Annotated in this window: 30 protein-coding genes and 1 tRNA gene; 12 read left to right on the top strand and 19 right to left on the bottom strand. The window is 55.6% G+C overall.

What is annotated here, in order from left to right; translation table 11 throughout:
- Positions 1 to 129: 129 nt before the first annotated feature.
- From DY252_RS15575 to DY252_RS15565, 3 genes are all read left to right on the top strand, one after another.
- Entirely contained in the window at positions 130 to 855 is a 726-nt protein-coding gene (locus tag DY252_RS15575) for a response regulator (RefSeq protein WP_064790581.1), read from the top strand.
- Positions 852 to 2402, top strand: a complete 1551-nt coding sequence (locus DY252_RS15570) for an ATP-binding protein (protein ID WP_064790582.1) — start codon at positions 852 to 854, stop codon at positions 2400 to 2402. The genes DY252_RS15575 and DY252_RS15570 overlap by 4 nt, the downstream gene beginning before the upstream one ends.
- Positions 2403 to 2628: 226 nt before the next feature.
- Positions 2629 to 3933, top strand: a complete 1305-nt coding sequence (locus tag DY252_RS15565; protein WP_064790583.1) for an adenylate/guanylate cyclase domain-containing protein — start codon at positions 2629 to 2631, stop codon at positions 3931 to 3933.
- 6 nt (positions 3934 to 3939) lie between these two features.
- Here DY252_RS15565 and DY252_RS15560 read toward each other — a convergent pair whose 3' ends face one another.
- The 13 genes from DY252_RS15560 to DY252_RS15500 all read right to left on the bottom strand — a co-directional run bounded on the left by DY252_RS15560 (position 3940) and on the right by DY252_RS15500 (position 12023).
- Positions 3940 to 4536, bottom strand: coding sequence for a hypothetical protein (locus DY252_RS15560; RefSeq protein WP_082923619.1), 597 nt, complete (start codon positions 4534 to 4536; stop codon positions 3940 to 3942).
- 85 nt (positions 4537 to 4621) lie between these two features.
- Positions 4622 to 4882: a RebB family R body protein gene (locus tag DY252_RS15555; RefSeq protein ID WP_008890480.1), complete on the bottom strand. Its 261-nt coding sequence runs from the start codon at positions 4880 to 4882 to the stop codon at positions 4622 to 4624.
- A gap of 58 nt (positions 4883 to 4940) precedes the next feature.
- The gene (locus DY252_RS15550) at positions 4941 to 5264 is read right to left on the bottom strand and encodes a RebB family R body protein (RefSeq protein ID WP_008890481.1); all 324 of its coding nucleotides are present in this window, start codon (positions 5262 to 5264) and stop codon (positions 4941 to 4943) included.
- A gap of 86 nt (positions 5265 to 5350) precedes the next feature.
- Complete coding sequence (locus DY252_RS15545) at positions 5351 to 5575, bottom strand: RebB family R body protein (RefSeq protein WP_064790584.1); 225 nt, start codon at positions 5573 to 5575, stop codon at positions 5351 to 5353.
- A 190-nt stretch (positions 5576 to 5765) separates the two neighbouring features.
- Entirely contained in the window at positions 5766 to 6074 is a 309-nt protein-coding gene (locus tag DY252_RS15540) for a RebB family R body protein (protein WP_064790585.1), read from the bottom strand.
- A gap of 14 nt (positions 6075 to 6088) precedes the next feature.
- Positions 6089 to 6385 carry a RebB family R body protein gene (locus DY252_RS15535; RefSeq protein ID WP_064790586.1) on the bottom strand — a complete coding sequence of 99 codons (297 nt, stop codon included), beginning with the start codon at positions 6383 to 6385 and terminating at the stop codon, positions 6089 to 6091.
- A gap of 140 nt (positions 6386 to 6525) precedes the next feature.
- Positions 6526 to 6861 carry a RebB family R body protein gene (locus DY252_RS15530; RefSeq protein ID WP_008890486.1) on the bottom strand — a complete coding sequence of 112 codons (336 nt, stop codon included), beginning with the start codon at positions 6859 to 6861 and terminating at the stop codon, positions 6526 to 6528.
- A gap of 234 nt (positions 6862 to 7095) precedes the next feature.
- Positions 7096 to 7419, bottom strand: a complete 324-nt coding sequence (locus tag DY252_RS15525; protein ID WP_008890487.1) for a RebB family R body protein — start codon at positions 7417 to 7419, stop codon at positions 7096 to 7098.
- Between the two features lie 232 nt (positions 7420 to 7651).
- The gene (locus tag DY252_RS15520; protein WP_008890488.1) at positions 7652 to 7975 is read right to left on the bottom strand and encodes a RebB family R body protein; all 324 of its coding nucleotides are present in this window, start codon (positions 7973 to 7975) and stop codon (positions 7652 to 7654) included.
- A gap of 153 nt (positions 7976 to 8128) precedes the next feature.
- Positions 8129 to 9361: an RNA polymerase sigma factor gene (locus DY252_RS15515; RefSeq protein ID WP_064790587.1), complete on the bottom strand. Its 1233-nt coding sequence runs from the start codon at positions 9359 to 9361 to the stop codon at positions 8129 to 8131.
- Between the two features lie 244 nt (positions 9362 to 9605).
- Positions 9606 to 10106 (bottom strand): hypothetical protein, encoded by a 501-nt coding sequence (locus DY252_RS15510; RefSeq protein WP_064790588.1) that lies wholly within the window; start codon positions 10104 to 10106, stop codon positions 9606 to 9608.
- Complete coding sequence (locus DY252_RS15505) at positions 10106 to 11719, bottom strand: hypothetical protein (protein WP_064790589.1); 1614 nt, start codon at positions 11717 to 11719, stop codon at positions 10106 to 10108. Before DY252_RS15505 ends, DY252_RS15510 begins: the two co-directional genes overlap by 1 nt.
- Before the next feature lie 228 nt (positions 11720 to 11947).
- Positions 11948 to 12023 (bottom strand) — tRNA-Thr (locus DY252_RS15500).
- A gap of 194 nt (positions 12024 to 12217) precedes the next feature.
- Here DY252_RS15500 and DY252_RS15495 point away from each other — a divergent pair.
- Both DY252_RS15495 and DY252_RS15490 read left to right on the top strand, forming a co-directional pair.
- On the top strand, positions 12218 to 12985 hold the full coding sequence (locus DY252_RS15495; RefSeq protein ID WP_064790590.1) for a class II glutamine amidotransferase: 768 nt from the start codon (positions 12218 to 12220) through the stop codon (positions 12983 to 12985).
- A gap of 20 nt (positions 12986 to 13005) precedes the next feature.
- On the top strand, positions 13006 to 13770 hold the full coding sequence (locus tag DY252_RS15490; RefSeq protein ID WP_129542746.1) for a hypothetical protein: 765 nt from the start codon (positions 13006 to 13008) through the stop codon (positions 13768 to 13770).
- Between the two features lie 33 nt (positions 13771 to 13803).
- On the opposite strand, the gene DY252_RS15485 is transcribed toward DY252_RS15490, so the two are convergent.
- Positions 13804 to 14586, bottom strand: coding sequence for a DeoR/GlpR family DNA-binding transcription regulator (locus DY252_RS15485; protein ID WP_082923621.1), 783 nt, complete (start codon positions 14584 to 14586; stop codon positions 13804 to 13806).
- A 200-nt stretch (positions 14587 to 14786) separates the two neighbouring features.
- Between DY252_RS15485 and DY252_RS15480 the strand changes: the two genes are divergently transcribed.
- From DY252_RS15480 to DY252_RS15455, 6 genes are read left to right on the top strand one after another with little or no spacing between them, the layout of a single operon-like run.
- Positions 14787 to 15764, top strand: coding sequence for an ABC transporter substrate-binding protein (locus DY252_RS15480; RefSeq protein ID WP_174713884.1), 978 nt, complete (start codon positions 14787 to 14789; stop codon positions 15762 to 15764).
- On the top strand, positions 15764 to 17500 hold the full coding sequence (locus DY252_RS15475; protein ID WP_064790593.1) for an ABC transporter permease: 1737 nt from the start codon (positions 15764 to 15766) through the stop codon (positions 17498 to 17500). Before DY252_RS15480 ends, DY252_RS15475 begins: the two co-directional genes overlap by 1 nt.
- Positions 17488 to 18570 carry an ABC transporter ATP-binding protein gene (locus DY252_RS15470; RefSeq protein ID WP_064790594.1) on the top strand — a complete coding sequence of 361 codons (1083 nt, stop codon included), beginning with the start codon at positions 17488 to 17490 and terminating at the stop codon, positions 18568 to 18570. Before DY252_RS15475 ends, DY252_RS15470 begins: the two co-directional genes overlap by 13 nt.
- Positions 18570 to 19658 carry an MBL fold metallo-hydrolase gene (locus DY252_RS15465; RefSeq protein ID WP_064790595.1) on the top strand — a complete coding sequence of 363 codons (1089 nt, stop codon included), beginning with the start codon at positions 18570 to 18572 and terminating at the stop codon, positions 19656 to 19658. Before DY252_RS15470 ends, DY252_RS15465 begins: the two co-directional genes overlap by 1 nt.
- A gap of 25 nt (positions 19659 to 19683) precedes the next feature.
- Positions 19684 to 20274: a histidine phosphatase family protein gene (locus DY252_RS15460; RefSeq protein ID WP_064790596.1), complete on the top strand. Its 591-nt coding sequence runs from the start codon at positions 19684 to 19686 to the stop codon at positions 20272 to 20274.
- On the top strand, positions 20271 to 20744 hold the full coding sequence (locus tag DY252_RS15455) for a phosphatase domain-containing protein (RefSeq protein ID WP_082923622.1): 474 nt from the start codon (positions 20271 to 20273) through the stop codon (positions 20742 to 20744). Before DY252_RS15460 ends, DY252_RS15455 begins: the two co-directional genes overlap by 4 nt.
- A gap of 107 nt (positions 20745 to 20851) precedes the next feature.
- On the opposite strand, the gene msrB is transcribed toward DY252_RS15455, so the two are convergent.
- The 5 genes from msrB to DY252_RS15430 form a co-directional block, all read right to left on the bottom strand.
- Complete coding sequence (gene msrB / locus DY252_RS15450) at positions 20852 to 21292, bottom strand: peptide-methionine (R)-S-oxide reductase MsrB (RefSeq protein ID WP_064790597.1); 441 nt, start codon at positions 21290 to 21292, stop codon at positions 20852 to 20854.
- 118 nt (positions 21293 to 21410) lie between these two features.
- On the bottom strand, positions 21411 to 21887 hold the full coding sequence (locus DY252_RS15445) for a thermonuclease family protein (RefSeq protein WP_082923623.1): 477 nt from the start codon (positions 21885 to 21887) through the stop codon (positions 21411 to 21413).
- Positions 21888 to 21902: 15 nt separating this feature from the next.
- On the bottom strand, positions 21903 to 22457 hold the full coding sequence (locus DY252_RS15440) for an AAA family ATPase (RefSeq protein ID WP_064790598.1): 555 nt from the start codon (positions 22455 to 22457) through the stop codon (positions 21903 to 21905).
- 180 nt (positions 22458 to 22637) lie between these two features.
- Positions 22638 to 23702 (bottom strand): hypothetical protein, encoded by a 1065-nt coding sequence (locus DY252_RS15435; protein ID WP_064790599.1) that lies wholly within the window; start codon positions 23700 to 23702, stop codon positions 22638 to 22640.
- Between the two features lie 95 nt (positions 23703 to 23797).
- On the bottom strand, positions 23798 to 24784 hold the full coding sequence (locus DY252_RS15430) for a LysR family transcriptional regulator (protein WP_064790600.1): 987 nt from the start codon (positions 24782 to 24784) through the stop codon (positions 23798 to 23800).
- Positions 24785 to 25019: 235 nt separating this feature from the next.
- Between DY252_RS15430 and chvE the strand changes: the two genes are divergently transcribed.
- Positions 25020 to 26099, top strand: a complete 1080-nt coding sequence (gene chvE / locus DY252_RS15425) for a multiple monosaccharide ABC transporter substrate-binding protein (RefSeq protein WP_064790601.1) — start codon at positions 25020 to 25022, stop codon at positions 26097 to 26099.
- Positions 26100 to 26163: the final 64 nt, after the last annotated feature.

Below are 26163 nucleotides of genomic sequence, written 5' to 3'. Positions count from 1 at the left end.
ACGGGCAAAATGGTCGCAAGCTGTGCCAAAAGGCCGTTTTGCGACAATCTGATACAAATTGCCGTTTCTGCGATACCGGTCGAGGCGGTAGGTTAGGCTTACCAAACGACTTTGATTTCAGGACCGCATATGAGCGACCAGCCCCACATTCTTGTTGTCGATGACCATCGTGATATCCGTGACCTTCTGGGGCGGTATCTGCGCCAGCATGAATATCGCGTCACATTGGCGTCCGACGGGCGCGAGTTGCGCAAACTGATGACTGACAACATCGCACCCGATCTGATCGTGCTGGATCTGATGATGCCCGGCGAGGACGGGCTGAGTTTATGTCGATGGCTGCGCGAAAACTATGATGTGCCGGTTGTCATGCTGACCGCCCTTGGCGAGGAAACCGATCGGATCATCGGCCTTGAAATGGGCGCAGATGATTATCTGGCCAAGCCGTTTAATCCGCGCGAGTTGCTGGCGCGGATCAAGGCCGTGATGCGGCGTGCGCAAAGTCTTCCGGTCGGACGCAAGGGACCGCTTCCGGGCGGGCAGGTGCATTTTGATCGCTGGGTGCTGGATCGTACCCGCCATGAGCTGCGCGATGCCAATGATGTGGTTGTACCGCTCAGTGCCGGGGAATATGGCTTGCTTTGTGCCTTTGTCGAACATCCCAATATGGTACTTAACCGCGATCAGTTGCTTGACCTGACCAAGGGGCGCGAAGCCATCCCGTTTGATCGCAGTATCGACAATCAGGTTAGCCGCCTGCGCAAGAAGATTGAGGTGGATGCCAAGAACCCGACCCTGATCAAGACCGTCTGGGGCGGGGGATACATGTTCACCTGCGAGGTGACCGAAAAATGACCAAGCGCCGCCTGATCAAACGTCTTTGGCCGCAAAGTCTGACCGCGCAGCTTGTCTGTTTGCTGTTGGGCGCGATCATCCTGACCCACATCGTTCTTGGTGTCATGTTGGCCGAAGAACGCCGGGATGCGGTGGCGTCTGAGCGACGCGGCTATGCCCTTTCACGGGTGGCGGCGATTTCGCGCATTCTGACGACAACGCCGCGTGATAACTGGGCCGATGTGTTGCGCGTGGCGCAATCACCACAGAACCGCCTGCGGCTGGTGCCGGAAACTGATGTGGTTTCCGGTGACGGATTTACCTCGGACACGCTGACCCAGCGTTTAAACGAGGCACTCGACCTTGAAACCGGGGTCCCGGCGCGGGTTGAAATCCTGTCTGAGGATGAATGCTGGAGCGAACGCAAAACACTCCGGCGTGAAAAGGATGCGTTTCTGGAACGTGACCGCATGGATCGATCCGGCCACGACGATGACCATCATGATCGCGATGATCACCGTGATGATGATCGCCGCGCACCCTGGTCGTTGCGCTACCTTGACCGGTTTGATTGCGATACTTCGCCGGTGATGCGCCTTGTTGTGCCGATCAGGATCCTTGGTCCGGACGGGGAGCCAACCGGCACAGAGCCCGATGTCTGGCTGGAAGCCATGATCGGCGGGGTCGTTTCGCCACCTTGGTTTGTGTTCGACAACCTTTTGCGTGTTTTGGCATCCGGGCTTGTCATTGCCGTGATCGCCTTCTTCCTGGCGCGCCGGATTTCGCGGTCGTGGGACGTTTTGACAAGGGCGGCCGATCGTGTCGGGCGGGGGGACTATCCCGAACCGGTGTCTGAAACCGGTCCGATTGAAATCAGACGCGCCACAAGGGCCTTTAACCGGATGACTGCGCGCCTCAAACGCTTTGTCGAGGACCGCACAAGGATGCTGGCCGCCATTTCGCATGATCTGCGCACACCGATCACATCGCTGCGTCTGCGCGCCGAATTTGTCGATGATCCGGAAAACCGTGCGCGTATCATCGAAACCCTTGATGAAATGGAACAGATGGTCGAAGCGGCGATGACCTTCGCCCGCGAAGAAACCGCGAATGAGGAAACCCGCAAAATCGATCTGACCGCCCTTGTTGAATCCGCGGTCGAGGATCTGGCAGAAACCGGACGACCAATCAGATATATTGGCGAGGTAGATACCCGGGTTTATCCGTGCCGGCCGCTTTCGATCAAACGCGCCTTTGGCAATCTGGTGTCCAATGCCCTTAACTTCGGCGATACGGTCGAGGTTGCGGTGCGCGATGCCGATGACGGGGGGCTTTGGATCGAAATTGCCGATGATGGGCCTGGGATACCGGTCGAACAACGCGAACAGGTGTTTGAGCCGTTCTTCAGGATTGAAGCGTCACGCAATCGTGATACCGGCGGTATTGGTCTTGGGATGGCAATCGCACGCACAGCCGTCCGGGCGCATGGTGGTGAAATATACCTTGAAGAATCGCAGAAAGGCGGGCTTTTGGCGCGCATTTATCTGCCGCCGGCACAGCCGCAATAGCGCCAAATTTGGTCGTTTGCAGATAGCGCAATTCAGTTACGCGAAAAGTGCGACAGTTTTTTGACAGATGGCCCTTGCGTTTTAAGTGACCAATAGTCATTTGTTTGCCGGAAAATAACTGTTTCCAAATCAATAATTGCTAAATTGCATTGCTGTTCTATTTAGGGTCTGGATTTGAACCAACGGCAGTGCGACAATCAAGCAGACGAACGGACGGAGCGTGCCCATGACCAACAATCAGTCTTCATCCGGCGTGGTAACCCCGCTTCCCGGAACCAATAACGCGCAAGCCGCGCGTGGCTTTGTGCGCTCTGTTAACGACTGGCTGATGGAATGTGCGCTTGATGATACCGACATCAGCGAACTTCTGTCAGGCATGGCCAGCCGTCTGGTTGCATCCGGAATCCCGATTGATCGCGTCATGGTCGCGTTCAAGACCCTGCATCCGCTCTATGAAGGTGTTTCCTATATCTGGACCAAGGAAAACGGCCAGGTTGTGCGCACCACCCATATGGGCGATGACGAAAAGGATCGCGATTGGGCCGAAAGCCCGATGAAATGGATGCTTGATAGCGATGTCAGCTTCATGCGCCGTCATCTTATCGGCCCAAGCGCAGTTGTCGACTTCCCGATCCTTGAAACTTTCCGCCGTCAACGGGGCACGGACTATTACGCCCTGATGACGCCGTTCGTGACCGATAGTGACAGTACGCTCAATAGCAACCGCATCTTCATGACCTATCTGACGCGGCGTCCCAGTGGTTTCTCGGACGAGGATCTGGCGATCCTGTCGGGTATTCAGCGCCGCTTTGCCGTGTCGTGCAAAATGCGTATCAACCACGAAGAAACCCGCACCATTCTGGAAACCTATCTTGGCACCGATGCCGGGCAACGTGTCCGCAATGGTCAGATCAAACTGGGCGACAGTACCAAAACCCGTGCAGTGATCTGGTTTTCGGATATGCGCAACTCGACCTCGGTTGCGACCCATGTCGGTGATGATGCGTTCCTGGGCGAAATGAATGATTTCTTTGGCGCAACAGCCGGTGCCGTGCTTAAGCATGGCGGGCAGGTTCTGCGTTATATCGGGGATGCGACGCTTGCGATTTTCCCGATTGATGAAGACGAAACCAATCTTGAAACCGCCTGTTACGCAGCACTTTATGCCGCGGCCGAGGCCCAGTTGAACATCGATGCGCTGAATGCGCGGCGCGAAGAAGTCGGAAAACTGCCATTCGATTACGGCCTTGGCATGCATGTCGGGGAAGTGATTTACGGCAATGTCGGCGTGTCGGAACGTGTCGATTTTACCGTGGTCGGGCAGGCGGCAAACGAAGCAGCCCGCATCGAACAGCTTACCAAGCAACTTGGCCGGCGTGTTCTGGTCAGTTCGACCGTGGCCCGGTTCATTTCCTGCCCGACAGAGGAAATGGGCGCGTATGAGCTTCAGGGGACGGGTGTCAGTCTTAAACTGTTTGCCCCGGATTTCTCCGAGGCTTGCCACCGTATCGAGCTGATGCGCAGCGCCTGAGCCTGATCAGGCGAGGCTATCAAAATCCTTCACCACCGAACTGGCTGACGTGCCGACCTTGGAAAAGGTTGTCTGGGCGTCGCCAACTGCCTTGGTTGCTGCCTCGATGATTTTCGAATAAGGATCGACTTCCTTTGTGGCCAGCATCTGTTGCATTGCGACACCGGTTGTGGCGGATGCCATCGACATGATATTGCGCAGATAATCCGTGGAATCCTGCACCGCATAGGCGGCTGCCTGGGCAACCTTTTGATAGGCGACACCATTGGCGCCGGGGATCGCGCCGTTCAGAACCGCATGGTTGGTCGTGCCGACAGCCTGCACGATCTGCGGGTTCAAAGCTGTGCTGAGCGGCGGTGTGCCCGGCGGATTGTCCGGGGCTGCGGGATCAGAAGGGGATGCCGGTTTGTTTGCATCATCCTTGTCATCGGCCTTTTTATCGCCGTTTGCAGCGCCACCATCTTTCGCGTCCTTGGCGTCTGCGGCGTTTTTGTCACCGTCACCATCCTTGTCGGCGGGGGACGCGGCTTTGTCCGGCTCATTGCCCTGATCTTTGTTTCCAGCTTTCGGATCTTCGTTCTGTTTTGCGTCGTCGTCTGCCATCGAAAACCTCATATGCAACGGGTCAAAAGACCGGTTTGATTATCTCTGTCGGGACGGGCCAGGAGCCATAAAATCTGCGGGCGCGTTATTCGCCGCTTTTGCCACCGCCCATGCCACCGCCAGTACTTTCCAGGATCATACGGCAGGCGCTTGATGTGACGGCGTTGCCGATCTGCTGCAGGCCGCCTTGGGTCTGCATGGCGTTTTGCATCGACAAACTGATGGAATGTGCCATCGTCTGATACACAAGCCCCATGGCATGTGCCGGTGCTTCGCCCAGAACCTTGACGTTGTTCTGGGTCACTGCATCGGTGATTTGTGAGTTTACAGGGGTGTTGTCTGCCATTTCACGCCCTCATGTTTTGACCGTATTTGGTCCGGGCAGGACCAGACGGATCATGTGCCTAGCGGCGGGTTGCTGCCAAAATTACGAGTAGTGTCAAAAGCGCATCGCTGTTGTCGGACCGGCCGAGTTTGGCTGTTGCCTGCGCACCCGCCATGGTGTTGACGGAATAAAGCTGCATCACGCCCTGATTGGTGGCGGCTTGCGAACACATCGATGCCTGTTGCTGTGCCTGAACAGCGTTCTGGAACAGGATCGATGTTGAATGGGCCGCACTTTGGTAAATCGCACCCATTGCATTCGCAGGCGCGGAACCAAGAACACTGACCGCACTCTGGGTCACAGAGTCTGTAATCTGACCATTCACCGGGGTTGGAATTGCCATGTTATCCTCCGAAAAAGCGATCGGTCTGACCGCACATCTCTAGACGTCGCACGGACGTGATTGTGATCAATTAGAGTCTGTTGCGCCTAGCCCGCCAGGGCGGTGATCAGGGCAACAAGCTTTGACGTTGCTGTATTGGCAACCTGTTGCATGTTGCCTTGTGTCAGGGTTGCGTTTTCCATGGCAAGGCCGGTGGCATGTGAATGCGACTGCATGGCCATGGAAACCGCCTGTGCCGGGCTTTCACCCAGAATTTTGACGTTGGTCTGGGTGACAGCATCGGTAACTTGCGGGTTTACGATATCACTCATCCTGTGACCTCACTGCTTGCACCACCTTCGTTCGCGGCCGTTTCCAACTGGGTTCCGGTTCCGGCTGGGCCGTAGAAACGTGGATCCATGGTGCCTTTATACCAGTGGTCTGCTGTCTCGGTGCTGCCACCGGTTCCTCCGCCCCCAAGGGCACCTGTCTTGTTCTGGCCTTGGGGCGTGCCATCGGGGTTCAGGTCGGGTTGTTGTTGACGTCCGGTTTCTTGGACGGTGAACTGGCCGGACTGGCCATGGTAAAAAAATTTGGCTTGTTGTCCTGGACCGACAGGGTGGCCTTTGCGCATTCCATGGTGGTTGCAAGGCTGGCAACTGCCTGTTGCTGCTGCTCATTGACCATGTTGGCAAACAGGATCCCCTGTGCCTGGGCCTGCGACAGATAGGTCTGCATCGCGCCCATCGCCGGACCATTGGCAATGACCGATGTGTTGGTCTGGGTGACGCTGTCTGTAATTTGTTCGTCGACTTCGTTCGGATTGCTCATCGGGGTGATCCTTATTAACTACGACGTTTCATCATTTGCAGAATGCTCTGGGTCATGGTCGTCATGCCGATCATGGCATTTTGCTTTTGGGCCGAGACCATGTTCGCCATCAGGATGTTCTGCGATTGCGCCTGACCCATCATGGATTGCAACGCGGCGAAGCCCGGACCGGCCCCCATCGTGGCAACATTCGTCTGGGCAACGCTGTCAGTGATCTGATCTGAAACCGAGCACTGATGATCATCTTCAGGGTGACTGGCGGGGTGGTGCTGGGATTTCTTGCCGTCTTGCTCAGGTGGTGCCGATGGCATGTCCGTCTCCTTGTCTGGAGGAATGGGCTGGTGGAAGTGCTACGTATCGGTTTGACGCCGAGCGCGGGCATTTGTGAAAGAAAAAGCCCGGCAAGCGCATGCATGCCGGGCGGGGTTGGCGGCGAAACCAGTGGGGATGTTTAGGACACGGCCGTACCGGTCGTGGCCTTAAGAGCCGACAACAGCGAAAGCATATTGTCGGGAACGTCGCTTGCGGCGAGTTTCGAGGTCGCAACGGCCCCCGCCATGGTGTTGACAGAGTAGACCTGGATGACGCCCTGATTGGTGGCCGCCTGAGAGGAAATGCCCACCTGATGCTGGCTGCTGACAGCGTTCTCATAGAGAATGCCATGAGAATGCGCCAGCGACTGGTAAAGCGAGCCCATGGCCATTGCCGGCGCATCACCCATGACCTCGACATTGGCTTGGGTGACGGCGTCGGTAATCATACCATTGACCGGAGTGTTATCAGCCATTGTGTATCTCCTGGTTACCTAAAGAAGTGCCGGAAGGAACGTAAGGCCCCGAACCGACCCTTTCCGCATGTCCTGCGGTCAGACAGATGACGGGGGACTTGGTGTCTTGTGACGATGGGCAGGCAAAAACTTGGATTGCTTGCAGAACCGTCGCCACAATGAAAACGGGCGGTCGCAGATCAATACGACCGCCCGGTGTGATATGGGCTGGACGGGCCGGAACCCTGAATAAAATCAGTTTCTGGTTGCCTGAAGCGTCGTCAGAAGCGTCAGCATATTGTCGGGCACATCGCTTTTGGCGATCTTGGAGGTCGCAACGGCGTCAGCCATGGTGTCGACCGAATAGATCTGCAGGATGCCCTGATTGGTCGCGGCCTGCGAGGTGATGCCGTTCTGCTGCTGGGCGCTGACGGCGTTCTGATACAGGATACCCGTCGAATGTGCGAGGGACTGGAAGATTGAACCCATCGCCATTGCCGGGGCGTCGCCCAGAACTTTCACGTTCGCCTGGGTCACGGCATCTGTGATCTGACCATTTAGCGGAGTGTTATCAGCCACTGTTTATCTCCTGTTTGCCTAGGGAAATGCCGGAAGGAAAAGATGTTCCAAACCAGCCGTTTTGCGTGTGTTGCGGTCAGACAGATGACGGGGGGCGTGTCGTCTTGTGACGCAGCGCCTTGCAAAAGAACGGATTGTTTTGCAAGGCGCTCGCCAAATGAAATCGGGCGATCGCTGATGATTGCGACCGCCCGATTTGAAACTGGCTTTGGGGCCAAAGATGTTTTGAAAATCAGCCCTTGGTTGCCTGAAGAGCGGTAAGAAGCGACAGCATGTTGTCGGGAACGTCGCTTTTGGCAATTTTGGAGGTCGCAACAGAGTCTGCCATCGTGTCGACCGAATAGATCTGGATGACGCCCTGGTTGGTTGCGGCCTGCGAGGTGATGCCGATCTGCTGCTGTGCGCTGACGGCGTTTTCATAAAGAATGCCGGTGGAATGTGCGAGGGACTGGAAGATCGAGCCCATTGCCATTGCCGGGGCGTCGCCCAGAACTTTCACGTTAGCCTGGGTGACTGCATCAGTGATCTGACCATTTACCGGGGTCGGAATCGCCATTGTAAAGTCTCCTTCGTTACGCTTTGCGGTGTGCTGCTTGCTGTTGTGTTTCTGTCGGGGTTTCGCCGTCCCGTTTTCAGTCTATCGACGCTGGTGGTGTATCGTTGTGACGCGTCTTTTTTGCGAGTTGGTCGTTTTTTTACGCACGTATTCTTATTGAATGCCCGAAGCCCTGAGGTGTTCGCGGGCCAGCTGAACACGCTTGCGCACCGCGCAGTTGCTTAATCCAAGGGCCGCTGCAATCTCGTCATAGGTGCGGTCCTGAACACAGCGCATCAAAAGCGGCTTGCGCAGTTTTTCCTGCATCTCCAGAAGGGCCGCCTCCAGCTGATCAAGTTTTTCACCAGCCAGATATGATTCCTCGGGGCTGGGTGTTATCGGGGCCGTCATCGGGGATGCCGGTGTGTCGGCCGCCCCGTGGGTTTCTTCGCGATATTCCGCCTTGCGCCGGTTTTGCCGGTGCAAATCAATGCAGGCATTGTGGACGATGCGCGACAGCCAGGCGCGATGGTTGCGGATTTCATCCATGGATTCTTCGAATTTGGTCGATGCCTTGACCATCGCCTCGGACAGCGCATCCTGCGCATCATCCATATTGCCTGACATCAGTTTCAGGCATTGCTTCAAAAGTGCGTCTTGCTGATCAATCCAAAGCGGCCAGAAATTCGGTGCCGCCGGTCCCAAATCCGCATCCGCTTGCCGATCGCTTTGCGGCGAATGTTGCGGGGACGCATGTTGTCCGCCATCTGGGACATTCGGTGAATTCGGCGCGGGCGGGGTTGCCGGCGATTGCGGGACCGGTACATGGGGCACCGGTTGTCGCAATGTCGGGTTTTCTGCCCCCGGAACAAGACCACGCAGGATATCAAGCGGGTCGGTCGGTGTGCTGCCGGGCGATCCCAGTGCACCGGCAATGATGTCTTCCGGGCTTGGGCCGCTGCGCGATGGTTCAAGGCCGGGAAAGCCTGCCAGCGGGTTGAAGTCTGCCGGATAACCGGGCGGTGGGCTGTACTGCGTGTTGCCCGGATTTTTGGGCGGACGGGGATTTGCCGTCGAGGCTGATTGGTGCTCGGGCGGGGGTGCCGCCAAACCAGGCGATGCCATTGATTGCATAATCGCGCGCGGATCAAGTGCGCTGCTTGTCGGGGCGGTCAATCTGCTGTGGTCGGCTTTTGGGTCGACGGGATCATCCTCTGCGGCAAGCTTTGCCAGATAATCTTCGGCAATGCGCGCCCTTTGTTCGGGTTTTAACCGGGACCAGATTGACGTCACCTTGTCATCGTCACCCAACGCCAGAGACAGGCTTTGTTCAAGACTTTTGGCAAAGCTGATCTCGGCTTCTGTCAGGATTGCCTCATCCTGCGGACTGTTCTTTTCGTTCTGCACTATGGACCCCTCCGGTTGATACAGTACAACCATAGGATGAATAACTTTTGCGGTAATCATTATGACGTAGCCGCAAAGAAATTGTGAATAAAAGTTTATACACATCCTATAGTTGTGTTTACATACATAACGGCACAGCCGTCGCCAGGCGGTCTGAGGGTTAGGTTCGGGACAAATTGTCGCGCGTTGACGCGCTTGTTATTGGCGTTGATGTTCCGGGCCAGGCCCGGTGGTAAACATCGGGCTAGGTCTTTTTGCCGGATGTCTTTTGTGGGGGCGCGGGATTTGAAGGCTGGGGATTTTGGTCCTTTGTCGGATCCCGTGGCGGGAAGGCTTCGGCAAGGGCGGTTTCCACCTTCTCGGACAAGGCCTGCATGCGCAAGTCAATCTCGCGTGCGATGATGTTACGGATTTCATTGGCGATATCGAACATCACCTGCTGGCCGTTTTGCATGTTTGGATCCGATGCCATATGCGGTGCCCCTTGTTGTGCCGACTGAGGATGCGGGGTGGCTTGCCCTGTTTGCTGGCTGCCGATTGCGGGCTGCGGGGCCTGTGCGCCGGATTTCACGTTTTCGGCATGATTGGAAATGGTCTGTTTTTGATCAAGAACCTGGGCGCGGGCCCGTTCGGCAGCCTGCGCCATAGCCTGCTGGGTTGCCAGATATTCCTGATTGAACGCCTTCCTGACCGCGTCCTTGCGATCACTTGCCGTGGTCACATCGTTTTGCGCTTGCCCGGACATCAGCTGCCTCCTTTGCTGCTACCAGTGCTGCCAGTGTTGTCAGTGTTGTCACTATTGCCGTTCTTGCCTTTGCTTGAGCCCGATGACGATTTGGCATTGCTGCTGCTGGTTTTGCTGCTGTCGCTGTTGTCGCTGTTGTCGGTGTCACCATCATCGCCCGGATCGGATGTTTTTGCCGCTGTACCAGATTTCGCCGGCGTGGGTGTGGGGTCAGCTTTCGCTGCTGCTTTTGTCGACGTCAAACTCGGCGCTGATGCCGATGTGCTTGTGTCTGCTTCAAGCATAAAGGCCGGTGGTATGAACCCGTATTTTTCAAGATCGGCGGTATCCGGATCGGTTGGCAGGCCGGTCAACCCGGTTTCAAGACGTCCTCTGCTATCAGAGATCATGCTGGCAGCCCGGCAGGCCGACCGATCATGCTGCGCATTGCAGCTCAGGATCGCGGTCGGGGTGCTGGTCCGGGCCTGCGTCATCAGCTGGGCGGTCACGTCAAAGCTGGTCTCGGCTTCATAACGGACCAGAACAACAAGACCGGCCCCCTTGTCGCCTTCGCTGGGCGGGGTGATCTGCACCCAGAACGGAATGCTGGAATTGGGGGCCACCATCACATTTCCCGCAACGATCGGGCTTGGCAGGGTGCCAACATATTCCAGATGGATTGGCACCGGCGCACGGTCGGCAAAGATCAGGCGGATCAACGCCACATCCGGGGTTGCTTCGCTGCCCGTCGCGCCAACGGTCTGTTCAAGATGGATGGCATGCGGTGCGCCGCCATAAATCGGCACTTCGGACATCTGGGGGGCTGCGCCATCGGCATCGATCGCATCAAACAGAAGTGCACGCAATTGTGACGGGGCCGCATTCGGTGCCGTAACAGAAAGTTCGGACTGCGCATCTGTTGATGCGCCGACATGCAAGGACCATTTGCACAAGGATTTTGGCACATCGGGTGCCAGCATTTTCGCAGAAATGGCGGTCTGCGCACTGGTCTTGGTCGGCGACAGGGGATAGCCCTGTTCCATGCTGATCGCCCAGTCGGGCGTATCGGCGGTGGTGTCTGCCTTGCCCTGAAGGGTCGGCATGGCGGTGCGGAACATGTCATCGCGGATCACCGGGCCGGTCATGTCGGTTGTGCTGCCGTCCGCATGGATCGTGGTTACACCCCATTGCGCGTCCGCAGTACTGCCCGGGCTATTGGTGGCAGACGAACCGCCATCGGCACTGTACCAAGGGTCCATGTTTTCAAGCGGGCTGGTGTAGCCTTCCGTCGGCGCACTTGCGGTTGTTGGGGTTGGCGATGACGTCCCGCCATCAAGCAGATAACGTTGAATGATCTGGAAGGCGGTTTCCATTGGTTGTGACTGCTGTGATGACTGAGTCTGACTGCCCGATGCGGCTTGCTCAAAGCCCGGCAGGCCAAAGTCACGGCAAAGGGCTGCCATCATATCCACAGCGGCCTGCTCGGAGCTGATGGCGTCCGGGGCTTCGGTTGGTTCACGCAGATTGTTTTCGGCATCTGCCGCACCGGCCTCGGATGACGGTTGCCCGTTATCGGAATTGTCGCTGGATTTGTTCGAAGCCTTGGCTGGTTTGGGCGCGTCACTATCGGTCATGCCTGCACTCCCCAATGGTGTCTTGCAACACTCAAAAGGGCCGCCATCATGCCGCCCCTGATCTGCAAGAAGTTATAACGGTTCCTTGCAAACAGACGGGGTGGGGAGTGGAATGTGAAAAGATCGCGCCGAAATTGCATCGCGCAAAGTCGCAAACCAGGGCCTTGAAACACAAAACCCGCCAAAGATGCAGCAGGCTGCGTCTTGGCGGGTCTTTGTTTTACAAAATGGTGCTGGTGATAGGATTTGAACCTACGACCTACGCATTACGAATGCGCCGCTCTACCAGCTGAGCTACACCAGCACGATTCATTTTGTGGCGCGGAAAATACGGACAATCACCCGCCTTGGCAAGAGGTTTGTTGTTCTTTTTGCCAACAAAACCCTGTTTGCGGCCATGTCCTGGAAACAGGGCAGAGACACACAATATCACATTGACCGTGATGTAATTATCCGGCTTAGATGTGCGCGATCAAATTTCATGTGCGGGGGCAAATCATGTGTCGTTGGCTAAGCTATATCGGGGATCCGGTTTATCTGGAAAAGCTGGTCTTTGAGCCGCGCCATTCGCTGGTCGAACAAAGCCTGCATGCCGAACAGGCGAAAACGCCGACCAATGGCGACGGGTTTGGTCTTGGCTGGTACGACGAACGTCCGACACCGGGGCTGTATCGCGAAATCCTGCCGGCCTGGAATGACCCGAACTTGCGGTCGCTTGCCCATCACATCAAATCGGGTTTGTTCTTTGCCCATGTCCGGGCCTCGACCGGAACGCACACCAGCCGCACCAACTGCCACCCGTTTTCCAACGGCCAGTATCTGTTCATGCATAACGGCCAGATTGGCGATTATCCGCTGGTGCGTCGATCGCTTGAAATGATGATCGAAGACGAATTTTACGAAGGCCGACAGGGCTCAACCGATAGCGAACTGATCTTTTGCCTGATGCTGACGCTTGGACTGCGCAATGATCCACACCGCGCAATCCGCCGCACGATTGAAGTGGTGGAAAATGAAATGAAGCTGCGCGGAGCAACGTCGCCGTTTCGATTCACCGCCTGCCTGTCAAACGGCAAAAGCGTCTGCGCCATCCGCCATGCCAGCGACGACAAACCGCCATCGCTCTATTGGCGCAAACGCGATGATCACGTGATTGTCGTGTCCGAGCCGCTCGATACTGAAAGCGATAGCTGGAAAGCGGTTGCACCCAACCATACCCTGCATGTCGAAGGTGATCTAACGATCAGCGAAGAAGCAACGCTATGATGAAGAGGAGTTCGAGAGATATGAGTGCGCTTTTTTCAAAAGATGAAGCTGAGAGTCATCTTGAAGCCTTAAAGAAAAACCCAAGATATAGAGGTTTTTTTTATGAGCAAAGGATCTCGGATGCTTTAAAGAGCCCGAATGTTGGAGGGTTGGATGTTTCTGATTTATACCTAACGTTAGACAATGCTAAATTTGGTGACATTATAACAAAATTGTACGACAATAATGTGAATTTATTTGAGTATTATTGCGGTAGTTACAGAAATGGATTGTCGATAGAAGTTAAAACTAGTTCGTCACCCCAAGTATCAATCCGAAAAACCAAAGGTTTTATTGTAAGGGACTTCTATGAGTTAAACGATTTTCATCGTGAAAATGTTGAAGAATTGATAGAAAAAACGCCGAAAAGAGAAGCTGTCTTTCGGGCTGGTAAAGGATGGGTTATTGATCAAAGTGAAAGGTGGTCAGATTTGTACTGTCTAATATTCTTTGATGATGATGGAGAACTCAAAGATTCATATTTAGTTCCTACCTTTATGATTGAGGAAGACGAGCTGCGATCTCGAGTTTCAGAGTCGTTTGTTCGCGCGAAATACGGGGAGGAATTTTTATTTAAAAAAATGAAAAAAGCAGATTTCTCTAGTAATGATGAAATATTAAAGAGCTTTTTTTTGCTAGTTTATAGAATAATTATTCATTATGGTAAGGAAATTATGGATTACAAAGAAAGAATAGATGCGATAAAGTCAAAATCTCGCATAAAAAATATGGGCAGATTGTTCTGAGTTTTGTCTTTTGAGCGCTGATTGTTAGAGACCTCAGGGCACCACCACAATCTGACACCGCGCCTTCACCAGCGCACGTTGTAACGCATCCCCCGGCGCGGTGTTCAGCAACACCGTCTGAAAATCGCTGGCGTGGCCGTCACGGCAAAGGGCTTTGCGGCCAACCTTCTTCTCGTCGATCATCAGGATCGCATGGTCGCAGCACGATACCAGTGCGCGTCTGGCGCGGACTTCATCCATATTGAAGTCCAGTAAATCACCTTCGTCACTCATGCCGCCAACACTGACAATCCCGAAATCGGCACGCATGCTGCCGAAAAAATCCGCGCTGTCTGCGCCGATGATATCCAGATCGCGGGTGCGGACCGTGCCACCGGCAAGGCGAAGCGTCACATTCGGTGCGTTTTGCAGGGCCATCACCACATGCAGGTTGTTTGTGAGAACCGTTAAGTTGCGATGCGCTGCCAGATGCTGGGCGGCGAGTTCGGCGGTGGTGCCAGTGCCAATCGCAATCGTGCAACCCTCGGGGATCAGGTCGGCGACCTTCGCGGCAATCGCCATTTTGCCCGTCCGGTTCCAGACTTCACGTTTTTCATAGGCCGAGTTATCCGGATCGGGTGCCGGGCCCGCCAGACCATGACGGCGAAACACGCGCCCCTGTTCATGCAGATCGCGCAAATCGGTGCGGATGGTCTGGACCGAGACGTTAAACCGGCGTGCCAGTTCCTCGACCGCCATAAAGCCGGTCGATTTGACAAGGGCGACGATGCGGTCGCGTCGGCGGTCAAGGGGCACTGCATCAGACGTTTTAGTCACGGCATTTCTTTCGTTCGAAAGTTGTTATTTCGCTTGTGATCTAAGTATAGACAGGCCGAAACACTGCTGCATAGCCCGGTTTTCCTATTGAAACATTTAATTCTTGGTGTTGTCACACAATTGAAACCGAAATCCCGATAGCTTCCGGATCGAAACATTTTCGAACGAAACCTTCTTTCTGATCTATAGGGATGCCGATCATGCGTAACGTTCTTCTTGCTGCGGTTGCCTCTGCCGCGATGATGCTGCCGGTTGTGGGGCAGGCTGCTGAAAAGCTGGTTCTTTATACCAGCCAGCCGAACAAGGATGCCCAGACCACTGTTGATGCCTTTATGGCTGCCAACCCCGATATTGAAGTTGAGTGGGTCCGTGACGGCACCACCAAACTGATGGCGAAACTGCGTGCGGAAATCGCTGCTGGCGACCCGCGCCCGGATGTTCTTCTGATTGCCGATACCGTGACCCTTGAAGGTCTCAAGCAGGAAGGTCAACTGCAGGCCTATAAATCGGGCGAGGCAAGTGCCTATGAAGACGGTCTTTATGACGGTGAAGGCTATTACTATTCGACCAAGCTGATCACCAGCGGCATCGTTTACAACACCGCCGTTAAAGCCCCGACATCGTGGAAAGACCTTGCTGATCCGGCGGTGAAAAACCAGATCGCAATGCCAAGCCCGCTTTATTCCGGTGCGGCCCTTATTCATCTCTCCACCCTGACCGAGAACAAGGATCTTGGCTGGGATTACTATCAGGCACTGGCGGCGAACGAAGCACGCGCCAAGGGTGGCAATGGCGGCACCTTCAAGGCGGTTGCATCGGGTGAAAAGCCTTATGGCGTTGTTGTCGACTTCCTTGCCATCCGTGGCAAGGCAGATGGATCGCCGGTTGATTTCGTCTTCCCGTCTGAAGGTGTCACCTATGTGACCGAGCCGGTCGCGATCATGAAAGACGCCAAGAACGTCGATGCCGCCCACAAGTTCGTTGACTTCCTTCTGTCCGAACAGGGTCAGGAACTGGTCCTTGATATGGGTTACATCCCGGCGCGTAACGACATGGCACTTCCGGCCGGTTTCCCGGCACGCAGCGAGATCAAGCTGATGAACTTCAATCCGGCCATCGCGCTGGAACAGGCCGAAGCCAACAAACAGAAATTCGCAGACATGTTCGGGGCTGAATAATGCAGGCTACAGGTCGCCTTCGCGGCGTTCTGCCTGGCATAATCGCCAAACCAAATGGCAACCGGTCTTCGGACCGGTTGCTGATTTGGTTGGTGGTGCCGGTATTTATTATTTCGATTTTGCCGATCCTGCGCCTTGGGTTTGAAGGCGTGATGGTCGGTGGTGTGCCTTCGTTTGATTATTTTCACGACGTGCTGGGCAATTCATCAACCTGGCGCGCGACAGTAAACAGTCTTTATACCGCCGGTCTGGGAACAATTATTTCCCTTTTGATTGGCGGGTCATTTGCCTTTCTGGTTGCACTGACTGATATCCGCGCCAAGGCCGCACTCGTGTTCTGTTTCATGATCCCGATGATGATCCCGCCACAGATCACAGCACTCAGTTGGGTGCAATTGACCGGGCCCAGCAGTGCGCTTTTGAACGCAATTGGCATGGCTCCGCCGCTAGGATCGCCCCAGCCGCTTTATTCGGCCGAGGGCATCGCCCTTTTGCTGGGGATCCAGCATGCCTCCATCGTGTTTCTGACCTTGCGGGCAAATCTGCGCATGTTACCCCGCGAACAGATCGAAGCCGCGCGACTGGCCGGTGCACGCGGCGGGCGTTTGTGGTGGCAGATCATTTTGCCGCTGACCAGTCCGGGCCTGATTGCCGGAACCGCCATGGCCTTTGTGACTGCCCTTGGCAATTTCGGTATTCCGGCAATGCTGGGCATCCCCGCAGGCTATCAAACCCTGCCAACCTTGATTTATCAGAAGCTTGCCGGGTTTGGCCCGTCCGTTCTGGGCGAGGTATCCGTGCTGGCCATGCTGATCGGCGCAATTGCGATTTGTGGGGTCGCGCTGCATCACCGGTTGCTGTCCAAACGGGATTATCGCCTGATGGGGATGGTCGGGCGTCCTTTGGATGTCAAACTCGGCGCACGCCGAGGCTTGGTTGAAATGGCCCTGTGGACGGTATTGGTCGCCATTCTGGTCATCCCGCTTTTGGCCCTGTTTACCACCGCACTTGTACCGGCCTTTGGCGTCAAGCTCACATTTGCAAATGCGACGTTCGAGGCGTTTCACGAAGTCATGTTCGTGCAGCCATCGACCATTCGCGCATTCCAGAACAGCTTTGTTCTGTCCGTGGGGGCGGCGGTGACGCTTGTTGTGATGTGCCTGCCGCTGGCCTATGTGATGGTGCGCAGACCATCGAATTTGACCAAGCTGATCAATCTTCTGGTCGAGGTGCCCTATGCCTTGCCCGGCGTAGTTCTGGCGATTGCCTGCATCTTGCTGTTTATCCGCATTCCGCTGATTGATGTCAGTCTGTATGGCACGCTTGCGATCATTTTTGTCGCGTACTTGGCGCGTTTTCTGGTGATTGCGCTGCGCCCCGTCATGAACAGCTTTACCCAGCTTGACCCCGCCCTTGAAGAAGCCGCCCAGGCCTGCGGGGCAGGCTTGTCGCGCCGCTTGCGCGATATCTTGCTTCCGCTGGCAGCCCCTTCGGCCGCGGCCGGTGCGCTTTTGGTTTTCCTGACCGCCTTTAACGAACTGACGGTTTCGGCCCTGTTGTGGTCGGCCGGGAACGAGACGTTGGGCGTTCTGATTTTCAATCTTGATGACAGTGGCGACACCGTTCTGGCCTCGGCCGTGGCGGTTCTGGTCGTGCTGGTGGTGATCGCGCTGATGAGCTGTTTTCAGCTTGCCGCGCGTCGTTTGCCCAAAGGAGTTGTGCCGTGGCAGACATAAATCTTTCGCGCATTACCAAATGCTTTGGCGATTATCGGGCGGTCAATCAGGTCTCGCTTGATATTGCCGATGGGGAATTCGTGGCTCTGCTGGGCCCGTCGGGCTGTGGCAAGACGACCCTTTTGCGGTTGCTTGCCGGGTTCGAGGAACCCGATCACGGCCAGATTTCACTGGGTGGTCAGATCATGGCAAGTCCTGAAAACAATGTCATGATCAGTCCCGAAGATCGCAATCTTGGCATCGTGTTTCAATCCTATGCCCTTTGGCCGCATATGACAGTCGCGCGCAATGTCGGCTATCCGCTTGAGGTGCGCGGGCTCAGCCGTGCCGATCAGGATCGCAAGATTGCCGAGGCACTCGATATCGTCGCCCTTGGCCCCTATGCCAATCGCAGTCCGTCGGAACTATCGGGTGGCCAACGTCAACGTGTTGCGCTGGCACGCTGCCTTGTCATGGAACCGCGTGCGGTGTTGCTCGATGAGCCACTTGCCAACCTTGATGTGCACTTACGTGAAACCATGCAACAGGCGTTTCTGGATTTCCATCGCCGCACCGGGGCGACGATGATTTACGTCACCCATGACCAGGCGGAGGCCATGGCAATGGCCGACCGGATTGCGGTGATGGACAAGGGCCATATCCGCCAGATGGCAGCCCCCGAAACCCTGTACCGCGAACCCGCCGATCTGATGGTGGCGGGCTTTGTCGGGGCGGGGGCGGTCCTGCCGGTGCAAGGTGTAACGGTCGGAAGTAACGGCAACTGTTCTGTCCAGTTGGGGCAAAGCAGCATTACCGCACGCATCTGCCCGAAACTGGCCGATGACATTAGTACTGCCAATGCCGGTCTTTGCCTGCGGCCCGAGGACGTCTGGGTCACGGATGATGCGCCGTTGCGCGGACAGGTCGATGATTGCGTCTATCTCGGCGGGCGGTTCCGCCTTTCGGTTCGGATTGGCGCAGATCAGACATTACCGGTCTATGCCAACCGCCGTGCCCGCATCGGCGAACAGGTCGGCCTTAAGGTCAATGACGGCTGGGTGTTTGACCGCATGTCGGGTGAGGCCGCCTGATGTCAGCCCGTATGCGTGTACTTTCCGGTCTTGGTGAAAAGGGACCGGCCTGTCTCAGACTGGAATTCTTTAACCGGCGCTGGCTGCTTGATTGCGGGGTTGGGCCGGAAAGTGATCAGGGATTTGATCCGGCGTGGCTTAATAAAGTTAACGCTGTTTTCATTACCCATGACCATATCGACCATATCGGGGCGGCGGGTGAAATCATTGAGGCCGGCTTGCCGATCTATTGCACCGAAGTGACCGCGCGCTCCCTGCCCAAGGGGGCCAATGTCGTTCCCTTGCCACCTTACGGCGAAATTCAGGTCGATGGTGTGACCGTCACCACCGGGCGCACTGGCCATTCCTTTGGTGGGGTGTGGCTGCATTTCGAACTGGGCGGCGGGGTGCTGTATTCCGGGGATTTTTGTCAGGAATCGGAGTATTTCCTTTATGATGCGCCGCCCGGTGCCGCAACCGTGTTGCTTGATGCATCTTACGGCATGGAACAGCTGACCCAGCAGGTCCGGATTGACAGCCTTTTGACCACCATGACGAAGCTGGATGGTCAAATCCTGTTTCCCGTGCCGCCCAGTGGCCGGGCCGCGGAAATGGCGCTTCTGTTTGAACGCCATGGTCTGACCGACTGGTCGATGGATGATCGCTGTTACGGGCAGGTCAAACAAGTACTTGATGCCGATGGATCGGATTACGTCGCAAGTGACGCGATCCGCCAGTTGCGCAGCCTCAAGGACAAGGCAAAGCATTTCAATCCGAATGCACGCTTGCTGCTATGTCATGCGCCATGCGCGACCTTTGGGAAGGCGCGCGAACTGATTGATCAATGGCGGGATGCTGGCCGCATGGGGGCAAGTGCGCATGTGATCTTTACCGGTTTCATGCCGATTGAGGCCCGCAAGATGGTCGAAAAGGGCCATGCCCATTTCAGGCGCTGGAATGTACACCCCTTGGCAAGCCACGTGATTGACCTTGCCAATCAGTGCCATGCCATGCAGGTCGTGCCATTATTCACCAGCCGGCCAGAGGATTTTGGGCTTGTCGACGGGTTTGACGGGCGGCTACAGCTTGCAGATCGGTTCTATTTGTAATGCATAATAAAGGTAATGCCCGGTCATGATCTATGCCGCTGAAAAGTTCGATTTTCCCAAACTGCCGTTTGTTTTCATCCGGCACGGGGAAACCGATGCCAACCGGGCGGGGATCATTGCCGGGTCAAACGAACCTCCGCTGAATGAAACCGGTCGCGCACAGGCGCTGGCGATTGCGCCCCTAATGGCGATGGCGAAATGGCGGGCGGTTTATGTCAGTCCGCAGGACCGGGCACGCACGACGGCCAATCTGGTGCTGCCGGGTTATGACGCCAGGGTGCTTGATGGCCTGCGGGAACGTCATTGGGGCGATCTGGAAGGCAGGCCGATCTCCGAACTTTGCCCGCGCTTTGACACCCCGCCCAATGGCGAGGGGTTTGATGCCATGTGTCAACGGGTGTCCTTTGCCATGCAACAGGCCCTGGCCGAGGTCAGTGATGACCTGACCGTGATCGTTGCCCATTCCGGGGTGGCGCGCTGCATTCTTTACATGACCGGGTTTGAGGCCGATGGCCCGCGCGTGCCCAACGCCACCCCGATCCTGTTCCGCCCGATGGAAATCGGCTGGGAGTATGAAAATTTGACCGAAAACCTGATCAAGGAGATTTCTGCGTGACTGAACCCAAAGCCCGTGATGCGCGTGATGCCGTCGTGTTCGATATGGATGGCACGCTGGCGCATTTTGATGCCGATGCTTTGGGGCATCTGGTTCATGGTGTGGAAAAACAGTGGGATGCGTTCTTTGACGCCATGGATCACGCCAAGCCGATTGAAAATATCGAGAAATTGCTGCGCATCCTGCATGCATCGGGCCATGCGATCCTGATCTGTTCGGGCCGTCCGGCGGGCTGGCAACACCGATCAGAATCCTGGCTGCGCGCCCATGACATCCCGTTTGATGGTATGTATCTGCGCCCCGAGGATGCCGATCATCGCAGTGATGAAGAGGTCAAGGAAGACCTGCTGGCCAAGATCATCGAGGATGGCTTCAACCCGTGGCTTGTCGTCGATGACCGCAGGCGGGTGGTCGATAAATGGCGCGATATGGGATTGACTTGCCTGCAATGTGCGCCGGGTGAATTCTAGGGCTGATTTTTAATCCTCATACAAATACAAACGCACAAAAAAGACCGGACATGATCCCTCATGCACCGGTCTTTTTATTCTTCACTTATTTTGAATAATCGACGCTATTATTCAAAAATTTTTATGTACTCTCCATACCCTTCGGCCTCAAGATCCTCTATCGGGATGAAGCGCAGCGACGCCGAATTGATGCAATAGCGCAACCCGCCGCGATCCTGCGGCCCATCGGGAAAGACGTGACCCAAATGGCTGTCGCCATGTTTGGATCGGACTTCAATCCGGCGCATGCCGTGCGTGTTGTCTTCCTTGGCAACGATATGTTCGGACTGAACGGGCTTCACAAAGCTAGGCCAGCCACAGCCGGAATCAAACTTGTCGCGCGAGGTAAAAAGCGGCTCGCCCGAGACGATATCGACATAAAGCCCGTCTTCCTTGTGATCCCAAAAATCATTGCGAAACGGCGGTTCGGTGCCGCTTTCCTGTGTCACGTAATACTGTTCAGGCGACAGGTCGCGGATGGCATCCGGGTCTTTGTGATATTTGCTCATATTTCGTCACTCAAGCCTTTCTGGTCTTCGGTCGGGCGATTTCCTGTTTGCAAAGATGGTTGGAATATCGCCGTTGTCCAGTGACTTCACACCGAAGTGACATCAAAGGCTGATCTGATTAGCCTTGGCACCAGGGCTGACGTTTGGTTTTGCCGTCATAGGGCCTCGCAAGCCCCTGATTGATCAATTCAAGGTCAAGCGGGCTGCCGTCAATGCGCACCGACGCCACCACACGCCCGCCATAGCGGCCCCATTCGGGTTCGCAGAATTGAACCGATTTTGCGGATTTCAGGCGTTGGCGGGCATAGTCGCGGGCCATTTGGGCGAGTTGCTTTTCGCTTTCGCATTTGCCGCGCATTTCCGGGGTGTCGACGCCGCGCACGCGTACCGACATATTGGCGATTTCTTCGGGCAGGCCGGGAATGGCGACATATATGGTATCGCCGTCATAGGCGTAATTGCCGCGATAATCGCGCAGCGGCCAGTCATAGCAAGCTGAAATGGCCGGAAGGCTGCCGGTCAGCAGAGTAACCGCGGCCGTGCAGGCGATGACGGCGCGTTTGGCAAAGCGGGATGTGGGTTGGTTTGGCATCATCTTGGGGCGTTTATCTTAGAGTTTGAGGCGGGCAAGGATCTGGGCGGCGCGCTGTTCGACCGGGCCTTTGCGAATTTCGACCAGTTCATAGCCGCATTCATGATAGGTCCGGCACAGCACGACATATGTTCTGACGGCCTCGGAGAAGCTTTGTGTCCGCGCCGCATCGGTTTTGTAGATTTCCGACCAGGGCGGCAGGACAAAGGCCACCCGGTGATAGCGGTAGGTCTTGATCGCGCGGATCAGATCCGGATTTTCCGGAAGGCCCGAAAGCCTTCGGTGGGCCAATGTATCGGGCAGGCCCCGGTCACAGAAAACCGTGTGGGGATGGGATTGAATGGCTTCCTGCCAGGTGCGGATGGAGCGTCTGAACATCAGACCGGCATAGGCATCATTATCATCCCAGGGCAGGGCGGTGCCGCCGCGCTCCATCTGGTCTTCGATGATGGCACGCGCCACCTCGGGACTTGTTTCAAAGCCCCGGTCATTCAGGTGATTGATCAATGTGGTTTTGCCCGTACCGGGACCGCCGGTCAGGACAACAAGGTTGGACGTTATCGGTGTTTGCATTCGTGTTCGTGTCTCCGCAAGCACGCCGTTCTGGTCGGGCTTTGCGGCAAGGGGATGGCAATATTGTTGTTGGTTTTGGGTAGTGGCGAGATCTGTATGATCTGCGTAAGACGCGCTTTTACCGGCTTGGCATGGCAAGTCAACGGCAAAGAAAATGCGTTGCTGGTCGCGGATCAGGGATTAGACGCAACCTTCGATCAAAGTGATGGCGTCGCTGCCGGCATGGATGGCGATGACGGTGCCGTATTCGTCAATCTCAAACCGGATGCCGTGCGTTTTGGCGTCATCCTGCCACCAGGTGACATAGCGCCCGTCCGGGCCAAGATATTCGTTTTCTTCCTCGATCAGGGTTTGACCGGCAAAGGCGGTATACACATCTTCCTTGGTCGACCCGATGGAAAGGCCATTGCGGGTGCGCACAAGGCTGGTGGCAACATCATGCTCGTCGCCATAAAGTGACACGCGGGCAAGTTTGCCATCAAGGACCATGTACCCCAGCCCGGACGGATCAAGATCGCGTTGCAGATAGGTGCAGCTTTCATCATCGCCGGCAATAAAGGTATCAAGGTTCGGGCCGATGACGTCGCGCAGTTCATCATCGCTCATGCCGATTTTGGCCGGGCCATAGCCCTGTTCAGACAGATTGGCAATGCCCGTGGCAATGGCATCGGTAATGACAAGGTCAATGATCGCCGTGCTGCCATCATGGCGGATTTTGCGTGGTGTGACGGTCTGGTGCAGATGGACTTGGGGCCAGCCATTGCCGGCAATCCAGTCATCGGGGAAAAGCAGGTTGCTTTGCGGTTGCAGGCACAGAAGGTCGGCCTTTTTCAAAACATCCTTGTGGCGCGCCTTAAGCACGAGCGGAATATCCATGCAGATGGTTTGCGGGATATCTTCCATCCAACTGACCGGGACGCCCGGACCATCGCAATTCTCGGGATCGGGGCGGAGTTCGCAATAGGACGGAACGATATTGTCCATGACAAAATCAAGTCGCATCGGACCTTTGCCCGCAGAAAACACAAGCGTTTCAAGTGCCTCTTCGTTCGGGTCCCGCCACTGAAAATGATTGATCGCCCATGCGGTGGTGGCACGCATATCCATGACCGCAAAGGCGGCCGGGCGGTCCATATCGGACATTTCCGCCGTGCTGTCATCGGTCGCGGCCGCGTGTGCACCCGTTGCGATCAGGGGCGAAACGGCGACGAGCAGGGCGCTGAGATATCGAAGGCTTGCGGGCATGTTTTACTCTCGGTCACAACATGTCTTGTTTTGTCTCAGAAGCTTACGCCAGTTTTGAGGCGCTTCACAGTGGAAACAATTGCATGACGATCAGCCTAGCCATGCGGTTTTTCGATGCGTGCAAGAATATGATCGGAAACCAGTTGTGCCGAGGGTGAAAGTCGATGACCACGCGCGGTGATCAGACTATAGGGTTTGATTTCAATCACGCCATCAAAGGGCAGTTCGGTAATCAGCCCGCCACTGGTCAGAAGGGTTGTGACTTCCTCGGCCATCGGGGCGATGGCATTGGTGTCCGAAAGGGTCGCCAGCGTCACCAGAAGGGACGCGGAATTCAAACTCGAATGCGGCAAGGGCAAATGACGTGAAATAAACACATCCTCGATCGTGCGACGCATCAGGTTGCCGGGGGGCGGCAAAATCCATTCGAACTGGGCAAGACGGGCGAGTGTGATCGGCTTGTTAATCTCAAGCAGCGGATGACCGGTCCGCACCATCAGGCGGATTTTCTCGCTTCGGATTTCGCGGATGTTAAACAGGCGGGGGTCCATATCCTCGGGCACGCGGCCAATGACAAAGTCATGATCACCGGCCAGCAAGTCCTTGATCAGCAAATGCGACGGTCCAACCCCGACATGGGCCTCAAGCAACGAGTTGACGGCCTGAACACTGCGGATGGCAGGCACGACCAGTTCAACCGCCGCCGCCGTCACAGCCCCGATGAAGACGGTGCCGCCACCATGTTTGATATCCTCGATCTCGCGTTCGGCCTCGCGGATTTCAATCAGCATGCTGCGCGCCCGCCTGGCAAGGGCGCGTCCGGCATTGGTCATCTCGATCCCGCGCGCACTTCGGACACATAAACGCGCCTCAAGGATGTTTTCCATCTCAGACAATAGTCTAGAGGCAGCCGGTTGGGATGTCTTGAGCATGTCAGCCGCCAGACTGATCTGACCGGTCTCTTCCATCGCGACAATCATGCGCAGGTGACTAAGCTTAAGCCCCCTCTGAAACAGGTTTCCAGAGCGGAAAAGCAGGGATTTCGCAGAACTGAGCGGGAGCAGATTGGATGTCTTGGCCATAATGGATTCCTCCGGTATGGCGTGATTTTAGTATATCAATTTTGATATGCAAGTTTCGAAAATGTTTATTTGATTGTTATGTAGGGCCTCTGAATAATGGCGCCGTGTCCTTTGGGAAAACAGGATGCAATATCAATTGAAAACAAAGACACGACGTATGCAGGTCACGAATGCCTGTGAAAGTCGGGCGTAAAGAATAATGGCATGTATGCCGTGTCTTTTAGGGAGGATAGCTATGAAACGTCTCGGTGCCGTAATGGCAGGGGTCGCCTTTGGCGCGGCCGCAATGATGAGCCCGATGATCTCCGGCGGTTACGCACATGCCGATGAAAAGGGCTATGTCGGTATCGCAATGCCGACCAAATCTTCGGCACGTTGGATTTCCGATGGTAATTCCATGGTCGAGCAGTTTGAAGCTGCCGGCTACAAAACCGATCTTCAGTATGCAGAAGACGATATCCCGAACCAGCTGTCCCAGATCGAAAACATGATCGTCAAGGGTGTGGATGTTCTTGTGATTGCCGCTATTGACGGCACCACGCTTTCGAACGCGCTGGAAAACGCAGCAGCAGCAGGCATCAAGGTCTTTGCCTATGACCGCCTGATCGTTGAAAGCCCGAATGTCGATTATTATTCCACGTTCGATAACTTCCAGGTCGGCGTCCAGCAGGCCACCTCGCTGGTTGATGGCCTGATTGAATCGGGTGAGCCGCCCTATAATGTTGAGCTGTTCGGCGGTTCGCCGGATGATAACAACGCATATTTCTTCTATAACGGTGCCATGTCGATCCTGCAGCCGCTGATTGACGAGGGAACCATCGTGATCAAATCCGGCCAGATGGGCATGGACACGGTCGGTACCCTGCGTTGGGATGGTGCGGTTGCACAGGCCCGTATGGATAACCTTCTTTCGGCACATTACACCGATGACGAAGTCGATGGTGTTCTGTCGCCGTATGACGGCCTGTCGATTGGTATCCTGTCCTCGCTTAAAGGCGTTGGTTACGGTTCCGGCGATATGAAAATGCCGATCGTGACCGGTCAGGATGCCGAACTGCCGTCGGTCAAGTCGATCCTGGCTGGTGAACAGTATTCCACCATCTTCAAGGATACCCGTGAACTTGCACGTGTAACCGTTTCGATGGTGGACAGTGTCCTTGCAGGCGAAAAGCCGACCATCAACGACACCAGCACTTACGACAACGGTGTGAAGGTTGTTCCTTCCTACCTGCTTGAGCCGATCATGGTTGATAAATCCAACTGGGAAGAAATCCTTATTGGTTCAGGCTATTACACCAAAGACGAAGTGCAATAAGCGCTTAGGCATTGAAGGTCCCGGCGTTTGCGCCGGGGCCGCTTTTCTTAAGGTTTCTAGGGCA

The organism is Thalassospira indica, from assembly GCF_003403095.1.
Classification (GTDB): domain Bacteria; phylum Pseudomonadota; class Alphaproteobacteria; order Rhodospirillales; family Thalassospiraceae; genus Thalassospira; species Thalassospira indica.
This window is presented reverse-complemented; position numbering and strand designations above follow the sequence as displayed.